Origin of the sequence: Methyloversatilis sp. (assembly GCF_030696805.1) — a bacterium.
GTDB lineage: Bacteria > Pseudomonadota > Gammaproteobacteria > Burkholderiales > Rhodocyclaceae > Methyloversatilis.
The window spans coordinates 1-21862 of record NZ_JAUYRO010000037.1 but is presented as its reverse complement, the minus strand read 5'-3'; the positions used below and the strand labels follow the sequence as shown (position 1 = coordinate 21862).

Here is a 21862-nt window from a genome sequence, read left to right as displayed (position 1 = left end):
AGAGAACCATACATTCCGACTGAACGGAATCAACACATCCGGAACTCTGTTGAACGTGATCACCGACGCCGAAGCCAAACTCAAACACGGGGTAGCCGCGTGAAGTTACTGCACTTGACTGCATTATTTCTACCTCTCCTCAGCGCTTGCACAAGCGGTCCGATCGCCAAGGCGATATTGGATGAAGAAGTTAGTCGCCTGTGCAAAATAGACGGCGGAATAAAGATATATGAAACGGTTAAACTGCCGCCCGAAAAGTTCAATATACGGGGGTCGATAAATTTTAACATTCCAAAAAAAGAAAAAGCACAAGACAAGGACGAGTATTTCTTCGAGTGGAGAATTGAGATTCTAAAAAAAGACACCCCATCATTATCGAGGAGCCATTACAAGATCATTCGCAGAAACGATGGTAAAACACTAGGCGAATCAATTCGGTATTCAAGGGGAGGTGGTGATTTTCCAGGTCCTTGGCAAGGGTCAAGCTTTAGCTGTCCGGACCCCACTGATCCACCCAGTTTGGAAGAGTCCATATTTTTTCGAGGGGCAAACAAATGAGCAACGTTTCAGCATACTGGGATCAAGGTGAACTTTCTCTTGCCGCATATGCAAATCTTACCAAAGGGATGACCGGCGAAGCATTCAAGGTTGCATTGACCGGTGGTGGCCAAATTTTGGCTACAGACCAAGCCAATCTTTTCGCTCAGACTTACGATGTCGTAGCGGTTCACACCGACTCGAATGGTCTCTCCGTCACTGTTTTCGGAAGAAAGGATGGAACCGGAGAAAAATGCCTCGCGATCCGCGGCACAAACGATCTCGACGATCTGCTGACCGACCTCGTGGATATCGCCCTGCTCGGCACAACCGCCCTGCAGTCGCAATACACCAGCCTCAAAGCGCAAGTCACCGCCTGGATCAACGACGGCACGCTCGCATCCGGTTTCACTGTCACGGGGCACAGCCTCGGCGGTTTTCTCGCAACAGGCATCGCTGCCGATTTTTCGAGCATGGTCAGTCACGCCTATCTTTTCAATGCGCCCGGCGTTGATGGTTTCCTTGCACCTGTATTGAGTGCATTGGGCGTGGGCTCCACGAATACGCTCGATCCCGCCAAAGTAAGCAACATCAAGGCCTTGGCTGGACTCAGCCCGATTGCCGGTCTGGGCACTCAGGTGTCGCTACCCATCCAGGTGGAAATCGAAGACCAGACCGCTGCGGGCGTGACCGATCCGCCGGTTTCTCTGAACCACAGCCAGCAGGTACTGACCGATGCGCTGGCACTTCACACGCTTTACGCCACGCTCGACCCAACCCTGTCGCAAGACAAGTTGAACGCGCTCGTTGATGCCAGCGGAACAAGCGTCGACAACACGCTAGAAAGCGCGCTCGATGCGCTTCGTACGCTGATTCTTGGGCCAAACATCGCAGCGACAAGTGTCGAAAGAAACACTTTCTACACCAATCTGTACGCACTTAAAGACAGTGCCCCCTACCTCACGCTCGCCAGTGCTTCAACGGCGCGCCTGACAGTACTCACGGATTTTTCCTCCAACGATATTGTCGCACTTGCAAACAAGAATACACCCGAGGGGTTAGCCGCTCGCTACGCTCTAAAAATACTTAATCCGTTCGCCATGACGGGTGCCACCTATGCCTCGGACGGCCAACTGGATCTGCTGAATGAATTGACTGGAGTGGGTGAACTCAGCATTCAATATCTTCGTGACAGATCTGAATTTCTGGTCCGAAAGATATGGTTCAGCACGACCGAGACAAACTCCTTCAACTCGACATTAAATACAAATGATCCGCCGCCATATGGACAGGCATGGGGCGCATATCAATTAGCTGAAGACTATTTTCATGACGAAAGAAGCGGGTATACGATCCAACAGGGACCGCTGTTCCCAAATACGCATCAATACTATTTTGGAGCGGACGCGAACGACGTTCGCATTGGAGGCATACGGGAAGACCATCTATATGGCGCGAACGGAAACGACTCCCTGGACGGCGGTGGCGGTAACGACTACATCGAAGGCGGCAGTGGCAGCGACATCCTGATCGGCGGCACCGGCAACGACCTGATCCACGGCGGCACTGGCCTCGACACCTACCAATTCAGCGGCAGCTTCGGCAAAGACACCCTCGTCGACATCGACGGCCTGGGGCGCATCCAGATTGACGGCATCAACATCGGCACCGCCACCGCTGCCGGACGCGCCAATCAATGGTCTTTCGATCTGGGCGGTGGCGTGTATGCCGGTCTTGCCGTGTATGACGACGCACGCAGCAGCACCGGCAAGCGTTTGGTCATAGTCAAGGGCACCGATACCGCGAACACCATTACTGTTGACAACTTCGACCTCACCAGAGGCTTGGGCGAAGACGGCTACCTCGGCATCAAGCTGGATCCGACCCCCCGGCTGGCCCTAAAGGAAAGCGGCGGCACCAACGTCTGGAACGATCCTGCTTTCACGCTCGCCAGCCTCGCGGGCCAAGTCTCCAGTCTGGCCGAAGGTACCGGCAAGACCTTCACCCTCTACCTGAACCAGGCCGCACGCGCCGGTGAAACCATCACCCTCGCCCTGTCCGATCTGGCAGACAAGTTCAACGCCATCCTGGGTGACACCACTGTTGCCGCCAATGGTGCTGTCCTTACGCTCGTGGAGGGGCAAACTCAGGTCGCCTTCGCTCTGGTGCAGACAGGAGATGTCAGCTCCAGTGCGAATATTCAAATCAGTGCGACTTATACGGGCGAGAACCAGAGCGCAGTCAGCAACGGCTGGGGCCTTAACTTACTAGATTCCGGCACGGTTTCCCATATTTTTAATGGTGATCAGCGGGCAAAATTAAACGGCATCGAAATCGCCACTGGCATCACGCCCAGCGAGCCTAGCTACGGCACCTACAATTGGGGAGCAACGAGTTGGGCTGAAGATGGCACGCTTACTGGCGGAATTGCTGCACCCGATTTCAATGACGTTATCTACGGCACTTTCGACAACGACAGGATTAGCGGATTGGGTGGCAACGACGCACTCGAAGGCGGGGATGGGAATGATGAAATATATGGCGGCGCCGGCGACGATTTTATAGGCGGTGGTTTAGGTCGAGACACTATTCACGGTGGAGCTGGAAATGATCATATTGAAAGTGGCTACAGCATCAACGTTCCAGCACGCTTAAAAGAAACCGATAGCGAACCACCCCCACCGGGAACCCAAAAAATAATCGGCGGAGCAACTTGGGTAATCTATAAGGACTCCAATGGAATAATCTACACCGGGCCTGTGGACATATATGAATCCACTGATGCCGACTTCGTCGACGCAGGCGCCGGGGATGACAATATTAATGCTAGCCAGGGCGACGATTATGTAAAAGGCGGAATCGGCAACGACACCATCAATGGAATGGGCGGAAGAAATGTCCTTGAAGGAAATGATGGGAACGATGTCATGAGAGGAGATGGCAGAGTAACGCCAGGATTTCTAGGTTTTGGAAAAGCCGAACTCCACGGATCCGATTTTATAGACGGCGGCGGCGGAATGGATATCATCGCTGGTGATGGGGGCCACGACGTATTGTATGGCGGGACGGAAGATGATCAGATATGGGGGGATACCCGGGGGCCAACAAACCATCCATACTATTTGGATCTCTTCTATCACGGAAATGATTATATAGATGGCGAAGATGGCAATGACTATCTGGAGGGTGGAGGCAAGAACGACGTTATATACGGCGGAACTGGCGCTGATACATTGTGGGGTGATACACGTGCAAGTAATGTAAGTCTCGCCAGCCACAATGCGATGATCTGGGGAGATGATTTCTTGGTTGGCGAGGAAGGGCATGATCTCATCTATGGTGGCGGGAAAGATGACACGCTTTATGGCGGCGCTGGCCACGACGTATTGGCCGGAGACGATACCAGTGCACAGATCGTCGGCGAGTTCAACGGCAACGACTACCTCGACGGCGGCGCGGGCAACGATTCGCTGACCGGGGGCGGGCGCAACGATACGCTTTACGGCGGCGCGGGGAACGACACTTTGTTGGGAGACGACATACTCAGTCGCGTCTCGATCGAATTCCACGGCGATGATTACCTTGATGGCGGGGAAGGCGACGACGTACTGATCGGCGACGGCGGCAACGATGTTCTGATCGCCAGTGCGGGGCGAGACTGGCTGGATGGTGGAGAGGGCAACGATCAATACGTGATCGATCTCGATCCATTGCGAGCGCCTTCCGTAACCATTGGCGACAGCGGGATTTCCGACAACGATGTGGTGGAGATTACGTCGCACCGTCTTCAAGACATATCCACTGTGCAAACGGCCACAAACGGAATACAGATTTCTTTTTCTGACGGCACGTTCATTGGCGTTATTGACGGAGCACGTGGCAGCATATCCACATACCAATTTGCCGACGCCTCTCTGAATTGGCAAAAGTTTGTCTCTACATACCTGCAAACACCCATAACACTTGCTGGAAATGACATAGCAGGTGGAATGGGTGATGACACACTTACCGCGCAGAATAGTGTTCAAGGCGGAAAAGGCAACGACGAAATTTACATTTTCAACACGACCGAAATTCTGCTTTCACGGGGCGACGGTGCAGATTTGGTCATCACGAGCACATCAGGGAACGAAAACACCGTTAAATTCCTCGACGGCATCAACCCTCAAGATCTGCTGGTGAGCGAATATGTGAACGGCGCTGGCGAGTCGGTATTGAAAATTGCATACACCGCAGTGGATTATCTTGAGGTGATAAATGGATGGGCAGGTTTCATCGAGAGCTACAGATTCAGCAACGGAGAAACGCTGAACCATTCTGATCTGATTTCGAGAATCGGCGCGAGAACCATCTTCGGCACTGCATCTGCGGACGTAATCAATGGTGGCCTCCATGATGACCTTCTGGTGGGCCGCGCAGGAAATGACAACATTGCTGCAGGAGCCGGCAACGACACCCTGGAAGGGGGAATGGGATCAGACACCTTGGCCGGTGGCACAGGAAGCGACGTATATCACTTCGAGTATGGCGGCGGACACGACGTAATTGTGGACGGAGGTACCGACGTAAATAGCATCAAGTTACTCGGAACACTTAAAGCAGACGAACTCATCACCGAAAGAATTGAAAATCACCTCGTCGTAACGATCGATAGCACCGGTGATTCAATGACGATTTCCGGATATTTTGACGCCCCATCCAGTTGGATGATAGTAGATTCGTCAGGGCAGCAAACGGCCATTGAAGACGTTCGCAGAGTAGGTGTACCGGTTCAAAACGAAACAATTGAACAAAAGGCAACCCGAGAGTACGTGCGTTATACGGAACGAGAACATGCTCGTGGGCTCATGGCCTACGGATATAATCCGGTAGGAAAAAACAAGTTCCAGCGCGTTGAAAATTACCGATTCACAGCCCCCAGCGGCCTCGTAACCGAATCGCTCACGTACAGTACGATTTCGATAAGCCATATTACGGAGGCAACCGAATCGGGCGGTTCGCAGTACATAGAGATGTACGATTATGTATCGACAAGTCAATCGACCGTCAAGAATTCCGCATTCTTCGATTCGACGATCCGCAAGAATGCAAGCACCAATCTCTCTCAAAGATTTGTACCGGCAGAGGACTTTCTTCCCTCTCCGGGGACGGGAAGGTCGGTTTCCTTCGATTCGGCAATTCCTGTTTGGGGGAATCAAACAAGAATCGAGAACAACTTTCCCGTCTCACAGCCTGGCGTCATCGGGTTTGTCACCAACACACCGCCAGACCCTCAGGGTATGAAGGCAATACCCGGAGTCAGTTTTCGAGAGAGCTACCACAACGAAACATACCAGACCAAGACAATTGAAGTCTCTCCGTCCGGAAACATCCAAAACCGTGTTACCTATTCCGGCCCGGGTTCAATTCTCGGCTCCGCCGAAGATGATCACATCGCTCCGGAAGATCGGCGGACATCGATAATTGAAGAAACTGCCGTCGGGGTATTTCTGTCCGGTCGCGCCGGAGATGACACACTTGTCGGCTCAGCATACTCCGATCATTTATTCGGCGGTGAAGGCAAAAACGTCCTTGTCGGCAATACGGGAGGCGATACCTATTACATCAGCAGAAGCTCAGATGGCGACATCATCCTGGACAGTCACCAAGGTTATTTATACCTGACAGAACGCGATGATTATGCGGAAATTCTTGTCGACGAAGACGATACGATTTCGTTTGAGGACGGAATCACCTTCGATGAACTGGATCTTTCATGGCAGCGCTATTCCCCCCTGGACGCCTCGGCCTGGGGAGAAGACTGGGGAGACACAATATCCTTCTTCGTGAATTTCATGGATTTCAAGCTCGACGGGAGATCGCTGGTTTCCAGCGCAACACCGTTGAACGTCGGGCTTCAGTTCCCGCGAATTTCGAACCCTGCCGACTTTTTCAACTCAGGCGACTATCTTGCTGCCGAAACAGCATGGGGCGGCGAATCAAGCTTCACGTATCTCGGAAATTTTCAGCAACTCATGCAGAACAACCACGCAATTTTCCAGGAAGGAATCGAGAACCTGCGATTTTCGGATGGCATTGAGTTTGACCTTTCAGATGTGCTCCGATACATGCCTGATCAATCAGCGCTCGTCGCTGACTCGTTTTTGCAGCATGACGACGAACTCTACATCGGCGGCCTTTCCTCTTCTGCAACCGTGAGCATCAACAATCAGGGTCCCCTGCCAACGTGGTTGACGCTGGAAGACGGTGTGCTATCGGGGGATATACCCATCGACTACGCCGGGACTATAGTACTTGACCTGGCTGCGTACGAGGACGTGGGCATCGGTTTGCTCAATCGATCGTACACCATTCGTATCCTGAATCCCGGTCTTGTGCACGAGGGCACCGAAACAGCAGAACGTGTTCAGGGAACCGGACGAGAGGACTCCTTGTCCGGCGGATTGGGCAATGACACATTGATCGGAATGTCGGGAATTGACGAGATCAAAGGTGGCATCGGCGACGATCTTTTGATTGGCGATCTGCTTACGAATGAGGTTTTTTCAGCACTTGGTACATTGCATAGCAGCCTTGCCGGTCACGTTCAGCAAAGTACTGCTGCACCATCGAGTTACAACACCTTGTATGGGGGCGCCGGAAATGACACTTTGGTGGGCGCCGCTACGGGAGACTATCTGGATGGCGGCAGTGGCGCTGATTATTTGATTGGCGGCGCAGGTTCGGATCGCTTGCTGGGTGACTCCGGCGACGACGTGTACTTTTTCCGGTCGGGCGACGGACACGACTTGATCCTGGAGTATGCAACATCCGGCTCTTTTGACACCATCCGGTTTGGTGAAGGAATCACCTCGGATACAATTGTGTTTTCCTCTCCAACCGGTTCTTCAAACGATCTTGTCATTACTTATGGCACAGGCGATTCGATTACGCTTGTGAATGCATTGAAAGATGAGAGGTTCAACGTTGAAAGAATTGAATTCGACGCCAGCCCGCAATGGGTGATTGACCTGACCAATCCGACCAGTCCTGTCTGGATAGCACAGCCAGGAGGTTTAAATGGCACATCCGGCGACGACACGATCGTTGGCGGAACCGGTGGCGATTTGATATCGGGCGGCCTTGGTAACGATTGGCTAGATGGTGGTTTAGGCGATGACACGCTGATCGGAGGTGCGGGTGACGACGTCTATGGTGTTGATAGCGCACTGGATGTGGTTACCGAGAACGCAGGCGAGGGAACCGACACGGTTCAGTCCAGCGTTTCTTACGCGCTGGGCGCAAACATCGAGAATCTGACGTTGACCGGTACTGCCGCCATCAACGCGACCGGCAACTCGCTGAACAACGTCCTCACCGGCAACAGCGCCGCCAACGTGCTCAACGGCGGTGCCGGTGCAGACACGATGTCCGGCGGACTGGGCGACGACACCTACGTCGTCGATTCGAGTTCCGACGTGGTCATCGAGAACGCCAGCGCCGGTGCGGATACCGTGCAGTCAAGCGTCACATTCACTCTCGGTGCCAACCTTGAAAACCTCACCCTGACCGGCAGCGCCAACGTCAACGGTACCGGTAACAACGACCACAACTCGCTCACAGGCAACGGTGGCAACAATATCTTGTCGGGTGGTACGGGCTACGATTACCTGTTTGGAGGCGCTGGAGACGACACGCTGGACGGTGGGTCGGAAGACGATTATCTGCGGGGTGAGAGCGGCAATGACGTGCTCATTGGCGGAGCCGGCTTCGACGTTCTGAATGGTGGCGAAGGAGCCGACACGATGAGCGGCGGCGCCGACGACGACCGGTACATCGTCGACAATGTCGGAGATGTCATCATCGAGAGTGCCGATGACGGCACTCTCGATTGGGTCGAGTCCTATGTGAGCTATACCCTGAGTGAAAACGTCGAGGAGCTGATTCTTCTTCATCCTGGTGGCGCCATCAACGGTACCGGCAACTCGCTTGACAACTATTTGCAAGGTAACTCGAGCGCAAATGTGCTCGACGGCGGTGCAGGTGCAGACACCATGTACGGCGCCGCAGGCGATGACACCTATGTCGTGGATTCAGCCGCCGACATGGTCATCGAAGTCGGCGCAACAGCGAGCAGCAGCGGCACGGACACCGTCAATGCATCGATCAGCTACACCCTGGGCAGCAGGCTCGAAAACCTGACCCTGACCGGCTCGGCAAGTATCAACGCGACGGGCAACTCCCTGAACAACGTGCTCACCGGCAACAGCGCAGCCAATGTGCTCGACGGCGGTGCCGGTGCAGACACCATGGCCGGCGGGCTGGGCGACGACATTTACATCGTGGATTCAGCCTCGGACGTTGTCACCGAGAACGCCAGCGCCGGCATCGACACCGTGCAATCCAGCGTCACATTTACCCTTGGCAGCGACGTGGAGAAACTTGTCTTGACAGGCACGGCCGCCACCGAAGGTCGTGGAAATGCGCTTGAGAATGTGCTGTCCGGCAACTCGGCCGCAAACACCCTCTACGGGGATGCGGCGGGTACAAGTGGAAATACCGCGCCGCTCACGTCACTGAGCGTGTTTGCCAGGGGCAGCATTGCACTCGGTGCCGCGCCCATCATGGAGGTGTGGATCGATGGCGTGAAAGCGCAGACCTTCGAGGTCAGTTCGACCACGACCCAGGAATACGTTATCTCCGCAGCAAATCTGCCGGTAACGGCGGCGCATCGGGTCGACGTCGTGTTCACCAACGATGCGTACGACGGCGCAACGGGCCAGGACCGGAACCTGTATGTCGAGCGGCTCCGTTTCAACGGCAGGGATTACCTGACGAACACTGAGCAGTTGTTGCTCGACTACGGTACCGGCGCAGGCGCGCGAGACGGCATGAACATCACGCTCGCCACCTCGGGCGTCATCGCAACGAATGCAGCCCTGCGTTTTTCTCTGGACGGCAGCGACCGGCTCGACGGTGGCGCGGGTGCGGACACGCTGATCGGAGGCACCGGCGACGATATGTACTACGTCGACAATGCCTCGGACTCCGTCGTGGAACTGTCCGGCCAGGGCCTGGACACGGTCAAGAGCAGCGTCAGCCATACGCTCGCCGGGAACGTGGAGAACCTCGTGCTCACCGGTTCGGCGATCGCCGGAACCGGCAACGATCTGGCCAACCTGATCATTGGCAACGCTGGCAACAACATTCTGAACGGGGGCGGCAGCACGGATTCGCTGCGAGGTGGTGCCGGGGCAGACACCTTGATCGGAGGCCTGGGCAATGACCTTCTGGATGGTGGCGCAGGCAACGACACGTATCTGTTCTCGCGAGGTCATGGCCAGGATTCTGTCTGGGAGTCAGATACTACAGTCGGCAACCAGGATGTCATGAGCTTCGACTCCACCGTTGCGTACGATCAACTCTGGTTGAAGAGAGTTGGCAACAACCTTGAAGTCAGCGTCATCGGCACGACAGACAAGATCACCGTTTCCAACTGGTATGTAGGCAACCAGTGGCACGTCGAACAGGTGGCCGCCAGCGACAAGATCCTCGTCGATACGCAGGTGCAGGCGCTGGTCGATGCCATGGCAGCAATGACGCCGCCTCCGCTGGGGCAGACTGCCCTGTCGGCTGCTCAAGTCAGTGCGCTCCAGCCCGTATTGGCAAGCAGCTGGCAATAACTCCCTGCACAGATTGAGGCGGCGGGATGAGCGCCTCGCTGCCTCAATCTGTGCAAGCGTCCGGACGGGCGCAGCCGTCGGGTGGCACTTCTTGGGAGCAGCGCGCGCAAGGTCAGTGCGATGAGTTTCAGGGTGCTTGCAGAAGTCGATTTCCCGTGTTCAGTGGCGAAGACAGCACCCTGTGTTGTTCGCCAGCCCTTGCGGGTAAAATTCTTACTTCCAATTCCTACTCGTGAGAATGCGATGCTCGTCACCGAAAAAGGACAGGTCACCATCCCCAAGCACATACGCGACGCTGCAGGCGTTGCGCCGGGCAGCGAGGTGACGTTCAGCCTTGAAGGCAGCAAGATCGTCATTTCCCTTGTCGGTACGCGCGTCAAGGAAGACCGCCGCGATCAGCTCAAGGCCGCCGCTGCACGGGTACGCGGCAGTATGGGTGCTGAATTCAGACCGATGGGCGCCGACGAAATCATGCGTTTCATCCGGGGCGACGATCCCACCGACGGCGCCGCATAGTGGTACTCCCCAGCCTTTCCAGCTATGACGGTTCGGCCGGCGTGCTCGTCGATACGAATGTCTGGGTGGACTGCATAGACGATGCCAGCCCCTGGCATGAGTGGGCGGTGGAGCAATTGCAGCGCTGCAGCGAGCGATTCCCCCTGCACGTGAACATCGTCATCTACACCGAACTGCTGATTCCCGATCCGGACATTGGCGCGCTGGATGCAATGCTGGATATCTATGACACCTCGCGGACACCCTTGCCGTGGGCCGCATCCTCCCTCGCAGCCGCTGCCTATGCACTGTATCGGCGCCGTGGCGGCGCCAGAGACACACCGCTGCCCGACTTCTTCATTGGCGCCCATGCCGCAGTATCCAATCTGCGCGTGCTGACCCGCGACCCGAAGCCCTACCGGAATCACTTCGCACGGCTCGAAGTCGTTGCGCCCTGACCAGCGACTCACCGACCCAACCCGAATGCATCGAAGAGTGCATCGAACTACGTCGGGGACGCAGCCTTGCTCTCCGGCTCGCGGTCTGTCTGCGCCGGCTCCAGATGCCCTGAAAACAGACTGGCCGCGATGATCATCGCGCCACCGACCCACTCCTTCACGCCCATCGCCTCGCCCGCCAGCCACCACGACGACAGGGCGGCGACGACCAGTTCGAACAGGAACAGCGCGATGGCGGCGTTGGCGGCTACGAAGGTGATGCCGTACTGCACGACCAGATTCACCACCACCAGCACGCCGCCGAGGATGATGAGCACGGCCCAGGTTTCCGGGCTGATGGCGGCGATCTCGCTCAGCGGCGACTCGCCGCGCAGCCAGGCGGCGAACGGGGCGACGGCGATGACGCCGAGGAACACGGCCATCACCTTCTGTTCGATGGCGATGTGGGCGGTGCGCCGCACCATCACGTTCACGCCGGCAAAGCAGATGCCGGCGCCCAGCCCCATCCATTCGGCCGAGCCCTGCGGCCAGGGCAGGCCCAGTTCGGGTCGCCACAGCATGACGACGGCGCCAGCCAGCGACAGCGCGATCACGCCGGCGCCGACGCGGCTCAGGCGTTCGCCGAGCAGCAGGCGCGACAGCAGCACCGTCCATAGCGGCGACAGGTAGAACAGCAGCAGCACGCGCATCACCTCGCCGTCGAGCGCGCCGAGCACGTAACCGAGGTTGGTGCCGGCTGCGGCCAGCGCGAGCGCGACCAGCCACAGGCTGGGGCGCGTCCTGCGCAGCACCGGCCACAGCGGAATCAGCCCGAGAAGGAAGGCGATGGCGTACGTGATGAAGGTCGCCGTGACGCCACCCATGCCGGCCGCCTCGATGACGCGGTAGGGATACCAGATGAGCCCCCAGACGACGCCGCCGCACAGCAGGGCAGCGGAAGGAAGGCGCCGCGAACGCGGCACGCGGGAAGCGAGCATGTCTACGTATACTTATATGGTGTGGGCCAAAACCCACGGTGTGGACAAAGCCGGATTCGATGACTGACCCCGCTGCGTCCGAAAGACCCGCAACTGTGATTCATCACCCTGACTGACATGCCGAACGACACCCTGCCCGTCACGCCGCACCTGGCGCTGCTCCAGCCCTATCCCTTTGAAAGACTGAAGGAATTGACTGCCGGCATCAGCGGCCCGGCGCATCTGCCGCTGGTGCGCCTGTCGATCGGCGAGCCGCAGCATGCCACGCCGCAGCTGATCAAGGATGCACTGACCGGCGCGCTGGACGGCCTGTCGGTCTATCCGACGACCGCCGGGCTGGATGGGCTGCGCGAGTGTATCGCGGGCTGGATCAAGCGCCGCTATGGTTTGCCGGCGGTGAGCGCGGCGACCCAGGTGCTGCCGGTGAATGGCTCGCGCGAGGCGCTGTTTTCGTTCGCGCAGAGCGTGATCGACGCCAGCCGGCCGGACGCGGCGGTGCTGTCGCCCAACCCCTTCTATCAGATCTACGAAGGCGCGGCCTTGCTGGCCGGCGCGCAGATCCGCTTCTACAACCAGTTGCCGGAGGATGACTTCGCCTGCAATTTCGACCGCATCCCGGACGCCGGGTGGAAAGGCGTGCAGCTGATCTACGTGTGCTCGCCGGCCAACCCGTGCGGCAAGGTGATGACGCTGGACGAATGGCGCACGCTGTTCGAGCTGGCCGACCGCCACGGTTTCGTCATCGCGTCGGACGAGTGCTATTCGGAAATCTATTTCGACGAAGACGCCCCGCCGCTCGGCGGCCTGCAGGCGGCGCACGCACTCGGGCGCACCGGTTTCGAGCGGCTGGTGGTGTTCTCCAGCCTGTCGAAGCGCTCCAACGTGCCCGGACTGCGCAGCGGTTTCGTAGCCGGCGATGCGCGGCTGATCAAGCGCTTCCTGCTGTATCGCACCTATCACGGCAGCGCGATGGGGCTGGCGGTGCAGGCGGCCAGCGTCGCCGCATGGTCAGACGAGGCGCACGTGCGCGACAACCGCGATCAGTACCGCGCTAAATTCCACGCGGTGCAGCCACGCATCGCGTCGGTCATGCATGCGCCGCTGCCGGATGCGAGTTTCTACCTGTGGGCGCGCACGCCGGCCGCCCTGGACGACACCGTGTTCGCCCGCCGGCTGCTCGCCGAATATAATGTGGCTGTTTTGCCCGGCAGCTATCTGGCGCGCAGCGCCGGCGGCGTCAATCCGGGCGCCGGCTTCGTCCGCATCGCCCTGGTTGCACCGGGCAGCCAGTGCATCGAAGCGGCCGAGCGCATCGTGCAGTTCTGCCACGCGCTCTGAGCGCCGGCCCGACTGTTCCGGCCACTCATTCGGTATAATTTTTCTTCCATTTCAACGATTTATTACGGGACACCCGATATGCAGGCAGCTCAACAGATCATCGAAACCGCCTTTGAAAACCGCACCCAGTACTCGCCCGGCAATGCACCGGCCGAGCTGTGCGAAGCGGTTGAATTCGTTCTTTCGCAGCTCGACAGCGGTGCGCTGCGCGTCGCCGAGCGCATCGACGGCGACTGGGTGACCCACCAGTGGATCAAGAAGGCGGTGCTGCTGTCCTTCCGCCTGCAGGACAACACGGTCAGCGAAGGCGGCGAAACCCGCTATTACGACAAGGTGCCGATGAAGTTCGCCGGCTTCGACGAAGCGGCCTTCCGCGCCGGTGGCTTTCGCGTGGTGCCGCCGGCCAGCGTGCGCCGCGGCGCCTTCATTTCGAAGAATGTCGTGCTGATGCCTTCGTACGTGAACATCGGCGCGTATGTCGGCGAAGGCACCATGGTCGACACCTGGGCCACGGTCGGTTCGTGCGCGCAGATCGGCAAGAACGTGCACCTGTCGGGCGGCGTGGGCATCGGTGGCGTGCTGGAGCCGGTGCAGGCCAACCCGACCATCATCGGCGACAACTGCTTCATCGGCGCCCGCTCGGAAGTGGTCGAAGGCGTCATCGTCGAAGACAACAGCGTCATTTCGATGGGCGTCTACATCGGCCAGAGCACCAAGATCTACGACCGCGCGACCGGCGAGGTGACGTACGGCCGCGTGCCCGAAGGCTCGGTGGTGGTCAGCGGCAACCTGCCGTCGAGCGACGGCAAGTACAGCCTGTATTGCGCCGTCATCGTCAAGCGCGTCGATGCGCAGACGCGCGCCAAGACCAGCATCAACGAATTGTTGCGCGCCTGACTGGCGGTGCCGCTCGTCTTGACCGCGTGACCCTCACCCGGCGCTGCGCGCCACCCTCTCCCGCTGATGCGGGAGAGGGAAACAACCCCCGCGCCTCCACCCCCCTCTCCCGCATCAGCGGGAGAGGGGTTGGGGGTGAGGGCAGCATCAGCGGGAGAGGGGTTGGGGGTGAGGGTCGCACCTCGGGAAAGAGTCGGGGTGCAGGTACATCGGCTGTGGAGTGTGCATGACAACGTGAAGCGCGCCAGAATATGGCTGGGCTTTGACACCGCGGCCGATCGGCCGCACGCGGAGACGACATGATCCTGGACAAGCTGTTTCAAGTGATGGCGGACAAGAATGCCTCCGACATCTTCGTGTCGGCCGGCGCGCCGATCGCGATCAAGATCCAGGGCACGACGGTGCCGATCAACCAGCGCGTGATGGATCCGGAAACCATCCAGCGCATGGCGTACGAAATGCTCACCGAAGAGCAGCAGACGCGTTTCGAGAAAACACGCGAACTCAACCTGTCTTTCGGCCGGCGCGACCTCGGCAACTTCCGGGTCAACATGTTCTGGCAGCGCGGCAGCATCGCGATGGTGGTGCGCTACATCCTGGGCGACATTCCGCCACTCGACACACTCGGCCTGCCGCCGGTGCTGTCCGAAGTCATCATGGAAAAGCGCGGCCTGGTGCTGGTGGTCGGTTCGACCGGCTCCGGCAAGTCGACCACCATGGCGGCGATGATCGATCATCGCAACCAGCACAAGTCAGGCCATATCCTGACGGTCGAAGACCCGATCGAATACCTGTTCAAGCACAAGAAGTCGATCGTCAACCAGCGCGAGATCGGCATGGACACCGAAGGCTGGGCACCGGCGCTGAAGAACGCCATGCGCCAGGCGCCAGACTGCATCCTGATCGGCGAAATCCGCGATCTGGAAACGATGCAGGCCGCCCTCGCCTACGCCCAGACCGGCCACCTGTGCCTGGCCACGCTGCACGCCAACAACGCGCATCACGCGCTCAACCGCATCGTCAATTTCTTTCCGCTGGAAAGTCGGCAGTTGCTGTTCCTGGATCTGGCGGTCACATTGAAGGCCATCGTGTCGCAGCGGCTGGTGCGCAAGCCGGACGGCCGGCGCATGCCGGCGGTGGAAATCCTGCTCAACACGCGCCACATTTCGGAGCTGATCGACCGCGGTGAGGTCAACAGCGTGAAGGAGGCGATGGAACGCAGCATGGCGCCCGGTTCGCAAACATTCGAGCAGGACCTGTTCCGGCTGTACCGCGAAGGCGAGATCACGCTCGACGAAGCGCTGTCGAATTCAGACTCGCCCACCAACCTGTCGTGGCTGATCAACAATTCGCAGTTCGGCGTGAGCGAGACCCCCAGGAGCGACGCACCGAAAGCGGACGAACCCGATCTGGAAACCACGGTGCCGGGCGGGGCCTCGTTCGCCGAGTTCTCGCTCAATCTGGAAGATGGCGGCCGATAAGCGGCCACGGCGGCCGGCCACCCCGGGCGTCGCCGATGACTGAAGTTGCCGCACTCGTCGCTGCGCTCGCCGCCGATACGCTCGCGCTCGCGAAGCAGCTGATCGCCCGGCCGTCCATCACGCCGGATGACGCAGGCTGCCTTGACCTGATCGGTGCGCGGCTTGCCGCCATGGGGTTCCGGCTCGAACGCATGGACGTGGGCGGCGTTTCCAATCTGTGGGCGCGCCGCGGCACGGAGGCGCCGGTGTTTTGCTTCGCGGGCCACACCGATGTCGTGCCGACCGGCCCGCTCGATGAGTGGCACAGCGATCCGTTCGAGCCGGTTGTGCGCGACGGTCTGCTGATCGGGCGCGGCGCCGCCGACATGAAAGCCTCTCTGGCAGCGTTCGTGACCGCGACGGAAAGCTTCGTCGCCCGACACCCGCAGCATGCCGGCTCGATCGCCTTCCTGCTCACATCGGACGAAGAAGGCGAAGCGCTGCACGGGTCGGCGCATGTCGTGCGCACACTGGCAGCCCGCGGTGAGCGACTCGACTGGTGCGTGGTCGGCGAGCCGACCTCGGTCGACCGGCTGGGCGACATGGTGAAGAACGGCCGCCGCGGCTCGCTGTCGGGCGTGCTGACGGTGCGCGGCGTGCAGGGCCACATCGCCTACCCGCAGCTGGCGCGCAATCCGATCCACGAATTCGGACCGGCACTGGCTGAACTGGCGGCCATGCGCTGGGACGACGGCAACGCGTACTTTCCGCCAACCAGTTGGCAGATATCGAACATCGGCGCCGGTACCGGCGCGGGCAACATGATTCCCGGCACGCTGGAAGCGCGCTTCAACTTCCGTTTCTCGACCGCCAGCACGCCGGCGTCGCTGCAGGCGCGGCTCACCGAAGTGCTCGACCGCCACCTGAAGGATTACACCCTGGTCTGGACGCTGGCCGGCCTGCCTTATCTGACGCCAGCCGGCACCCTGGTCGAGACCGCGCTGGCCGCCATCCGCGATGTCACCGGTGTCGAGGCGACACTGTCGACCACCGGCGGCACATCGGACGGACGATTCATCGCCGATATCTGCTCGCAGGTGCTTGAAATCGGCCCCTGCAATGCGACCATCCACAAACTGAATGAAGCCGTTGCGGTGGCTGACCTCGAACCGCTGTCACGCATCCATCTCACCCTGCTCGACCGACTGATCGGTCAACGAAACCTGCCATGACTGTCACCGCCCCCCCCGAATTGAACACCGTGCGCGACTGGCTGCGCTACGCGGTCAGCCGCATGCGCGCGGCCGACGTCGCCTTCGGCCAGGGCTTTGTCGATGCTTATGACGAAGCCGCCTACCTCGTGCTGCACACGCTTCATCTGCCGCTCGACCGGCTGGAACCCTTTCTCGACGCGCATCTGAGCGGGGCCGAATGCCGGGCGATCGCGCAGGTGCTCGACCGCCGCGTCACCGACCGCGAGCCGGCCGCCTACATCACCGGCGAAGCGTGGCTCGGCCCGTTGCGCTTCAAGGTCGACCCGCGGGTCATCATTCCGCGTTCGCACATCTTCGAACTGATGCAGGACGGCTTCGAGCCCTGGCTGGACGACATGGCCGAAGGCCCCGCCCATGTACTCGACCTGTGCACCGGCTCAGGCTGCCTGGCCATCGCCGCGGCGCATTACTTCCCGGAGGCGCAGGTCGATGCCGTTGATCTGTCGGCGGACGCGCTCGAAATCGCGGCGCAGAATGTCGCAGACCACGGACTGACCGACCGGCTCGAACTGCTGCACGGCGACCTTTTCGCGCCGCTCAAGGGGCGGAGATACGACCTCATCCTTTCGAACCCACCTTACGTGACCGACGACGCGATGGCCGCGCTGCCCGAAGAATTCCGGCGGGAACCCGCGATGGCGCTCGGCGCCGGGGCAGACGGCATGGACATCGTGCGCCGCATCGTCGCCGACGCGCGTGCGCACCTGAATCCGGGCGGCCTGCTGCTGGTCGAGGTCGGTCACAACCAGGCTGAAACCGAACGGGCGCTGCCAGACCTGCCGCTGGTCTGGCTCGACACGCCATCGGCCAGCGCACCGGTGTTCCTGCTGCGGGCTGAAGATCTCGGCTGATGACCGATCTGCCGACGCCTACCGTCAAGCCGCCAGGCCGCACGCCCGGCGCGCTGTGGCGTCTGGTCGCGCTGGCAGGTTTTGTCCTGCTGCTGGCGCTCGGGCTGGCCGCACTGTCGTCTCGCGGCGATGTCGGCGCGCTGCACGATGAACTCGCACCGGAAATCGCCCGACTGCTGGCGGTGCAGCGCCTCGGCGAGATCGAGCAGCTGCTGCGCGATCCAGTCGAACGCGATGTCATCACCGACGCGACCATCAGCGATGATCAAGGCGGCATCCTCCTGCGCATCGGCAATCCGGGTTCCGCCGACGAGGGTGCGCTGATCCGGGCCGACGGGCCGCTGCGGCACAAAACAGTACAGCTCGGCTGGCTGTCGATCGGCGCGCAGCGCACCGGCGCCCACTCGCCGCTGCTCGCCCTCCTGCTGGCCGCGCTTGCACTGGGGGCGCTGTGTCTTCTTGTCACGCAGGGGGCGCGCCTGCTGATGGAGCGCAGGCTGGCGCGCTCGGTGAATGCCTTGACCGGGGCGACGCGGGCGCTGGCCGCCGGCACGCCGCGGGGCGCCGCAACGCTATCGCCCGACGACGCACTGGCGCCGCTTGATGCGGCGCTGGTGGCAGCAGGCCAGGTGCTGGAACGGGAGCACGACCGCCTGGCCGCGCAACTGGCTCGGCTTGAGCGACTCGCGCTGTCGCACGACGAAGCGGAATGGGAGTGGCAGCTCGACACCGGCGACATCTGGTACAGCGATCGCTTTCCATCGCTCCTCGGCTACGACGCGGACGATGGCTTCGGCCGGCAATTCAACTGGACCGCCGCAACGCATCCCGACGATGCGACCACCGTTCGCCGGGCGCGAGAGCGTCTCGTTGCGCGCGAGATCGAACGCAGCGATGACCAGATCCGCGTGCGCGCCCGCGACGGCACCTACCGCTGGTTCCGACTGCGCGCGGTAGCCAGCCACGACACGACAGGCAAGGCGGTATGCCTGTCCGGCACACTCGAAGACGTGACGCGCGAGCGGATGACCCTCGATTCGCTGCGCGAAAGCGAGGCACGACTGTTCCACGCGGTGCGCGGTTCATTCGACGGCGCATGGGACTGGGACATCGGAGCCGGCCGCTATTTCCTGTCGCCGCGGTTGAGCGAGCTGCTCGGCATGCAGCAGTCGCTGCAGCCACAGACCCACGAACAGCTGCTGGAGCGGGTGCATCCGGATGATCTGTCGCGGCTCGAACATGCGATCGACGAGCACTTCCTGCGGCGCGAGGCGTTCGACATCGAATACCGCATGCGGCACGAAGCAGGTCATTACCTTTGGGTGCGTGACCGCGGCCTGGCGACGCGCAGCGACAAGGGAAGGGTGCTGCGCTTCTCCGGGTCGATCACCGACATCACCGAACGCAAGCGTGCGGAACAGGCCACGCGCGCACTGGCGGCCGAAAAGCAGGCGCTGCTCGACGACGTACCGGTCGCCATCGTCTACGCGCGCAACGGCCGCATCGCAGACTGCAACCGCCGCTGCGAAGAGATTTTCGGCTTCCGGCGCGATGAACTGATCGGCGAAACAGTCGGCCGCTTCTTCCACGAAGAAGATGATCTCGACGCCCTGTTGCACGGCGCCGCGTCCAGTGCGCCGGCACCGCACGCCCAGGAATCCGTCCTGTGCCGCAACGACGGCAGCGCGTTGCATGCCTATATTTCAGTGCGGCAGCTCGACCACGATGTCCAGGCCGGTGGCGAAACGATCTGGATCTTTTCCGACGACACGGCCCGTCGGCGTGCCCTTGATACGGCGCGGCGTGAAGAGAACTTCTCGGCTGCGCTGGTGCGCAGCATGCCCGGCGCCTTCTTCCTGCTCGACGCAACGGGCACGCTGCGCCGATGGAACGAAAACCTGCAGGCCATCACCGGCCTTTCGGCGGCCAATCTGCTCGGCAAGGCAACGCTTGATCTGTTTCCGCCGGAAAGCCACCGCCTGTTGAAACGCCAGGCGCGCCGGGCATTGATCCAGCGCGACGCCAGTTTCGAAGCCGACCTGCTGGCGGCCGACGGCGAAGCGCGCGCCCACGCCTTCAGCCTGTACCGCATCGACCTCGACGGTTCGCCGCACCTGCTCGGCACCGGACTCGACATCCGCGCGCAGAAAGAAGCCGAACGCAGCGTCGTCGCGCTGAACCAGCGCCTGGAAACCCGGGTGCGCGAACGCACGGCAGAACTGCTGACCGCCATGCGAGAGCTCGAAAGCTTCAGCTATTCGATCTCGCACGATCTGGCCGCACCTTTGCGGGGCATCGACGGCTTTTCGCGCATGATCGAGGAAGACTACGCGGAGAAACTCGACGACCGCGGCCGCGACTATCTGCAGCGCATCCGCGCCGCCACCCAGCGCATGCATCGGCTGATCGACGACCTGCTCGGTCTGGCACGCATCACCCGCAATGAAATGAACCGGCAGAGCGTCGACGTCAGTGCACTGGTGCGCGACATTGCAGCAGAGCTGATGCGCGGCGAACCTCAGCGGCGGGCAGAATTCCTCATCCAGCCGTCGATGCGCGTGTATGCTGATGCGAATCTGCTGCGTATCGCATTGGATAATTTATTGCGTAACGCATGGAAATTCACCGGTCGTCACGAGGCTGCACGCATCGAAGTCGGTTGCTTGCAACGCGATCGGGAGCTCGTGTATTTTGTGAAAGACGACGGCGCAGGATTCGACATGCGATACGCATCGAAGCTGTTCGGACCGTTCCAGCGTCTGCATTCGGTCGGCGACTTCACCGGCAGCGGGATCGGGCTTGCGATCGTGCATCGTGTCGTCCATCGGCACGGCGGACGGATATGGGCTGAAGCCGAAGTCGAACGCGGGGCATGCTTTTATTTCACGCTCGAGTCCGTTCCGACCGGAAACGGATGACCTTGGACAGGTTCTTATGGCAAGCGAACGCCCGATACTGCTGGTTGAAGACAATCCCGACGATGAAGCGCTGACGCTGCGAGCGTTCAACAAGAACCGCATCGCCAACGAAGTCATCGTGGCGCGCGACGGAGTCGAGGCGCTCGACTATCTGTTCGGGACCGGCGGTCACGCCGGCCGCGACCTTTCCGTGGCACCGGCAGTCGTGTTGCTCGACCTGAAGCTGCCCCGCGTCGACGGTCTCGAAGTGCTGCGCCGCGTGCGCGCCGACGCCCGCACCAACCTGCTCCCGGTCGTCATCCTGACCACCTCGCGCGAGCAGCAGGACATCTACGAGGCCTACCAGCTCGGCGCCAACAGCTACATCCGCAAACCGGTCGATTTCGAAAAGTTCATCTACGCCGTCGGCCAGCTCGGCCTGTACTGGCTGGTGCTGAACGAACCGGTCGATCCGCCCGGAAACTGACGCGCATTCCAGAGACGGAATTCGCGTCAGCGTTCGTCAGCGACCGCATCGCGGACAGCGTCCGCTCTGCGAAAGACAAACACCGTCGCGGTTTTCGTAGGAGCCTGCCCCGCAGGCGATCCAGGTCTTCGAACACGTGACGGCGCGGGAATAACGCGCGTCTCGCGGACAGGGTCCGCTCCTACGAACGGCAACACCGTCGCGGTTTTCGTAGGAGCCTGCCCCGCAGGCGATGCGGTCTTCGATCATGCGATGTCGCGTGATTCACGTCCGTATCGCGGACAGGGTCCGCTCCTACGAAGGGCAAGCCGTCGCGGTTTTCGTAGGAGCCTGCCCCGCAGGCGATCCAGGTCTTCGAACACGTGACGGCGCGGGAATAACGCGCGTCTCGCGGACAGGGTCCGCTCCTTGTATGTTTAATCCTGTAGCCGAATGGCTGCACAGAGATTGATCACCGGGGAGGCCGTCCGCTCCTTGAGGCAGCCTTTGGCTGACCTCGTTCGTAGATTGGCCCCCCGCCCCATTGCTG

General features: G+C 60.4%; 12 protein-coding genes. 11 read left to right on the top strand and 1 reads right to left on the bottom strand.

What is annotated here, in order from left to right; all coding sequences use genetic code 11:
• Positions 1-99: 99 nt before the first annotated feature.
• The 4 genes from Q8R75_RS05340 to Q8R75_RS05325 all read left to right on the top strand — a co-directional run bounded on the left by Q8R75_RS05340 (position 100) and on the right by Q8R75_RS05325 (position 11152).
• Complete coding sequence (locus Q8R75_RS05340; RefSeq protein ID WP_305614379.1) at positions 100-558, top strand: hypothetical protein; 459 nt, start codon at positions 100-102, stop codon at positions 556-558.
• Entirely contained in the window at positions 555-10199 is a 9645-nt protein-coding gene (locus Q8R75_RS05335; RefSeq protein WP_305614378.1) for a carbohydrate-binding domain-containing protein, read from the top strand. Before Q8R75_RS05340 ends, Q8R75_RS05335 begins: the two co-directional genes overlap by 4 nt.
• A 120-nt stretch (positions 10200-10319) precedes the next feature.
• The gene (locus tag Q8R75_RS05330; protein WP_305614377.1) at positions 10320-10715 is read left to right on the top strand and encodes an AbrB/MazE/SpoVT family DNA-binding domain-containing protein; all 396 of its coding nucleotides are present in this window, start codon (positions 10320-10322) and stop codon (positions 10713-10715) included.
• Positions 10715-11152: a type II toxin-antitoxin system VapC family toxin gene (locus Q8R75_RS05325; RefSeq protein ID WP_305614376.1), complete on the top strand. Its 438-nt coding sequence runs from the start codon at positions 10715-10717 to the stop codon at positions 11150-11152. Before Q8R75_RS05330 ends, Q8R75_RS05325 begins: the two co-directional genes overlap by 1 nt.
• A gap of 47 nt (positions 11153-11199) precedes the next feature.
• On the opposite strand, the gene Q8R75_RS05320 is transcribed toward Q8R75_RS05325, so the two are convergent.
• Complete coding sequence (locus Q8R75_RS05320; RefSeq protein ID WP_305614375.1) at positions 11200-12129, bottom strand: DMT family transporter; 930 nt, start codon at positions 12127-12129, stop codon at positions 11200-11202.
• Positions 12130-12246: 117 nt separating this feature from the next.
• Here Q8R75_RS05320 and dapC point away from each other — a divergent pair, with 117 nt between their 5' ends.
• The 7 genes from dapC (at position 12247) to Q8R75_RS05285 (ending at position 21333) form a co-directional block, all read left to right on the top strand.
• A complete protein-coding gene (gene dapC, locus Q8R75_RS05315; protein WP_305614374.1) occupies positions 12247-13467 on the top strand; it encodes a succinyldiaminopimelate transaminase in 1221 nt (406 codons plus the stop codon).
• A 78-nt stretch (positions 13468-13545) separates the two neighbouring features.
• The gene (gene dapD / locus Q8R75_RS05310; protein ID WP_305614373.1) at positions 13546-14364 is read left to right on the top strand and encodes a 2,3,4,5-tetrahydropyridine-2,6-dicarboxylate N-succinyltransferase; all 819 of its coding nucleotides are present in this window, start codon (positions 13546-13548) and stop codon (positions 14362-14364) included.
• A gap of 299 nt (positions 14365-14663) precedes the next feature.
• Entirely contained in the window at positions 14664-15845 is a 1182-nt protein-coding gene (locus Q8R75_RS05305) for a PilT/PilU family type 4a pilus ATPase (RefSeq protein ID WP_305613267.1), read from the top strand.
• A 35-nt stretch (positions 15846-15880) separates the two neighbouring features.
• A complete protein-coding gene (dapE, locus tag Q8R75_RS05300; protein WP_305613268.1) occupies positions 15881-17056 on the top strand; it encodes a succinyl-diaminopimelate desuccinylase in 1176 nt (391 codons plus the stop codon).
• Positions 17053-17949 (top strand): 50S ribosomal protein L3 N(5)-glutamine methyltransferase, encoded by an 897-nt coding sequence (gene prmB, locus Q8R75_RS05295; protein ID WP_305613269.1) that lies wholly within the window; start codon positions 17053-17055, stop codon positions 17947-17949. Before dapE ends, prmB begins: the two co-directional genes overlap by 4 nt.
• Positions 17949-20867, top strand: coding sequence for a PAS domain S-box protein (locus Q8R75_RS05290; RefSeq protein ID WP_305613270.1), 2919 nt, complete (start codon positions 17949-17951; stop codon positions 20865-20867). Before prmB ends, Q8R75_RS05290 begins: the two co-directional genes overlap by 1 nt.
• 16 nt (positions 20868-20883) lie before the next feature.
• The gene (locus Q8R75_RS05285; RefSeq protein WP_305613271.1) at positions 20884-21333 is read left to right on the top strand and encodes a response regulator; all 450 of its coding nucleotides are present in this window, start codon (positions 20884-20886) and stop codon (positions 21331-21333) included.
• The last annotated feature ends 529 nt before the right edge of the window (positions 21334-21862 follow it).

Coding starts and splice junctions, on each gene's coding strand:
- Q8R75_RS05335 (WP_305614378.1), top strand. CDS start 555: ATGAGCAACGTTTCAGCATACTGGGATCAAGGTGAACTTTCTCTTGCC.
- Q8R75_RS05330 (WP_305614377.1), top strand. CDS start 10,320: ATGAGTTTCAGGGTGCTTGCAGAAGTCGATTTCCCGTGTTCAGTGGCG.
- Q8R75_RS05320 (WP_305614375.1), bottom strand. CDS start 12,129: ATGCTCGCTTCCCGCGTGCCGCGTTCGCGGCGCCTTCCTTCCGCTGCC.
- dapC (WP_305614374.1), top strand. CDS start 12,247: ATGCCGAACGACACCCTGCCCGTCACGCCGCACCTGGCGCTGCTCCAG.
- dapD (WP_305614373.1), top strand. CDS start 13,546: ATGCAGGCAGCTCAACAGATCATCGAAACCGCCTTTGAAAACCGCACC.
- Q8R75_RS05305 (WP_305613267.1), top strand. CDS start 14,664: ATGATCCTGGACAAGCTGTTTCAAGTGATGGCGGACAAGAATGCCTCC.
- dapE (WP_305613268.1), top strand. CDS start 15,881: ATGACTGAAGTTGCCGCACTCGTCGCTGCGCTCGCCGCCGATACGCTC.
- prmB (WP_305613269.1), top strand. CDS start 17,053: ATGACTGTCACCGCCCCCCCCGAATTGAACACCGTGCGCGACTGGCTG.
- Q8R75_RS05290 (WP_305613270.1), top strand. CDS start 17,949: ATGACCGATCTGCCGACGCCTACCGTCAAGCCGCCAGGCCGCACGCCC.
- Q8R75_RS05285 (WP_305613271.1), top strand. CDS start 20,884: ATGGCAAGCGAACGCCCGATACTGCTGGTTGAAGACAATCCCGACGAT.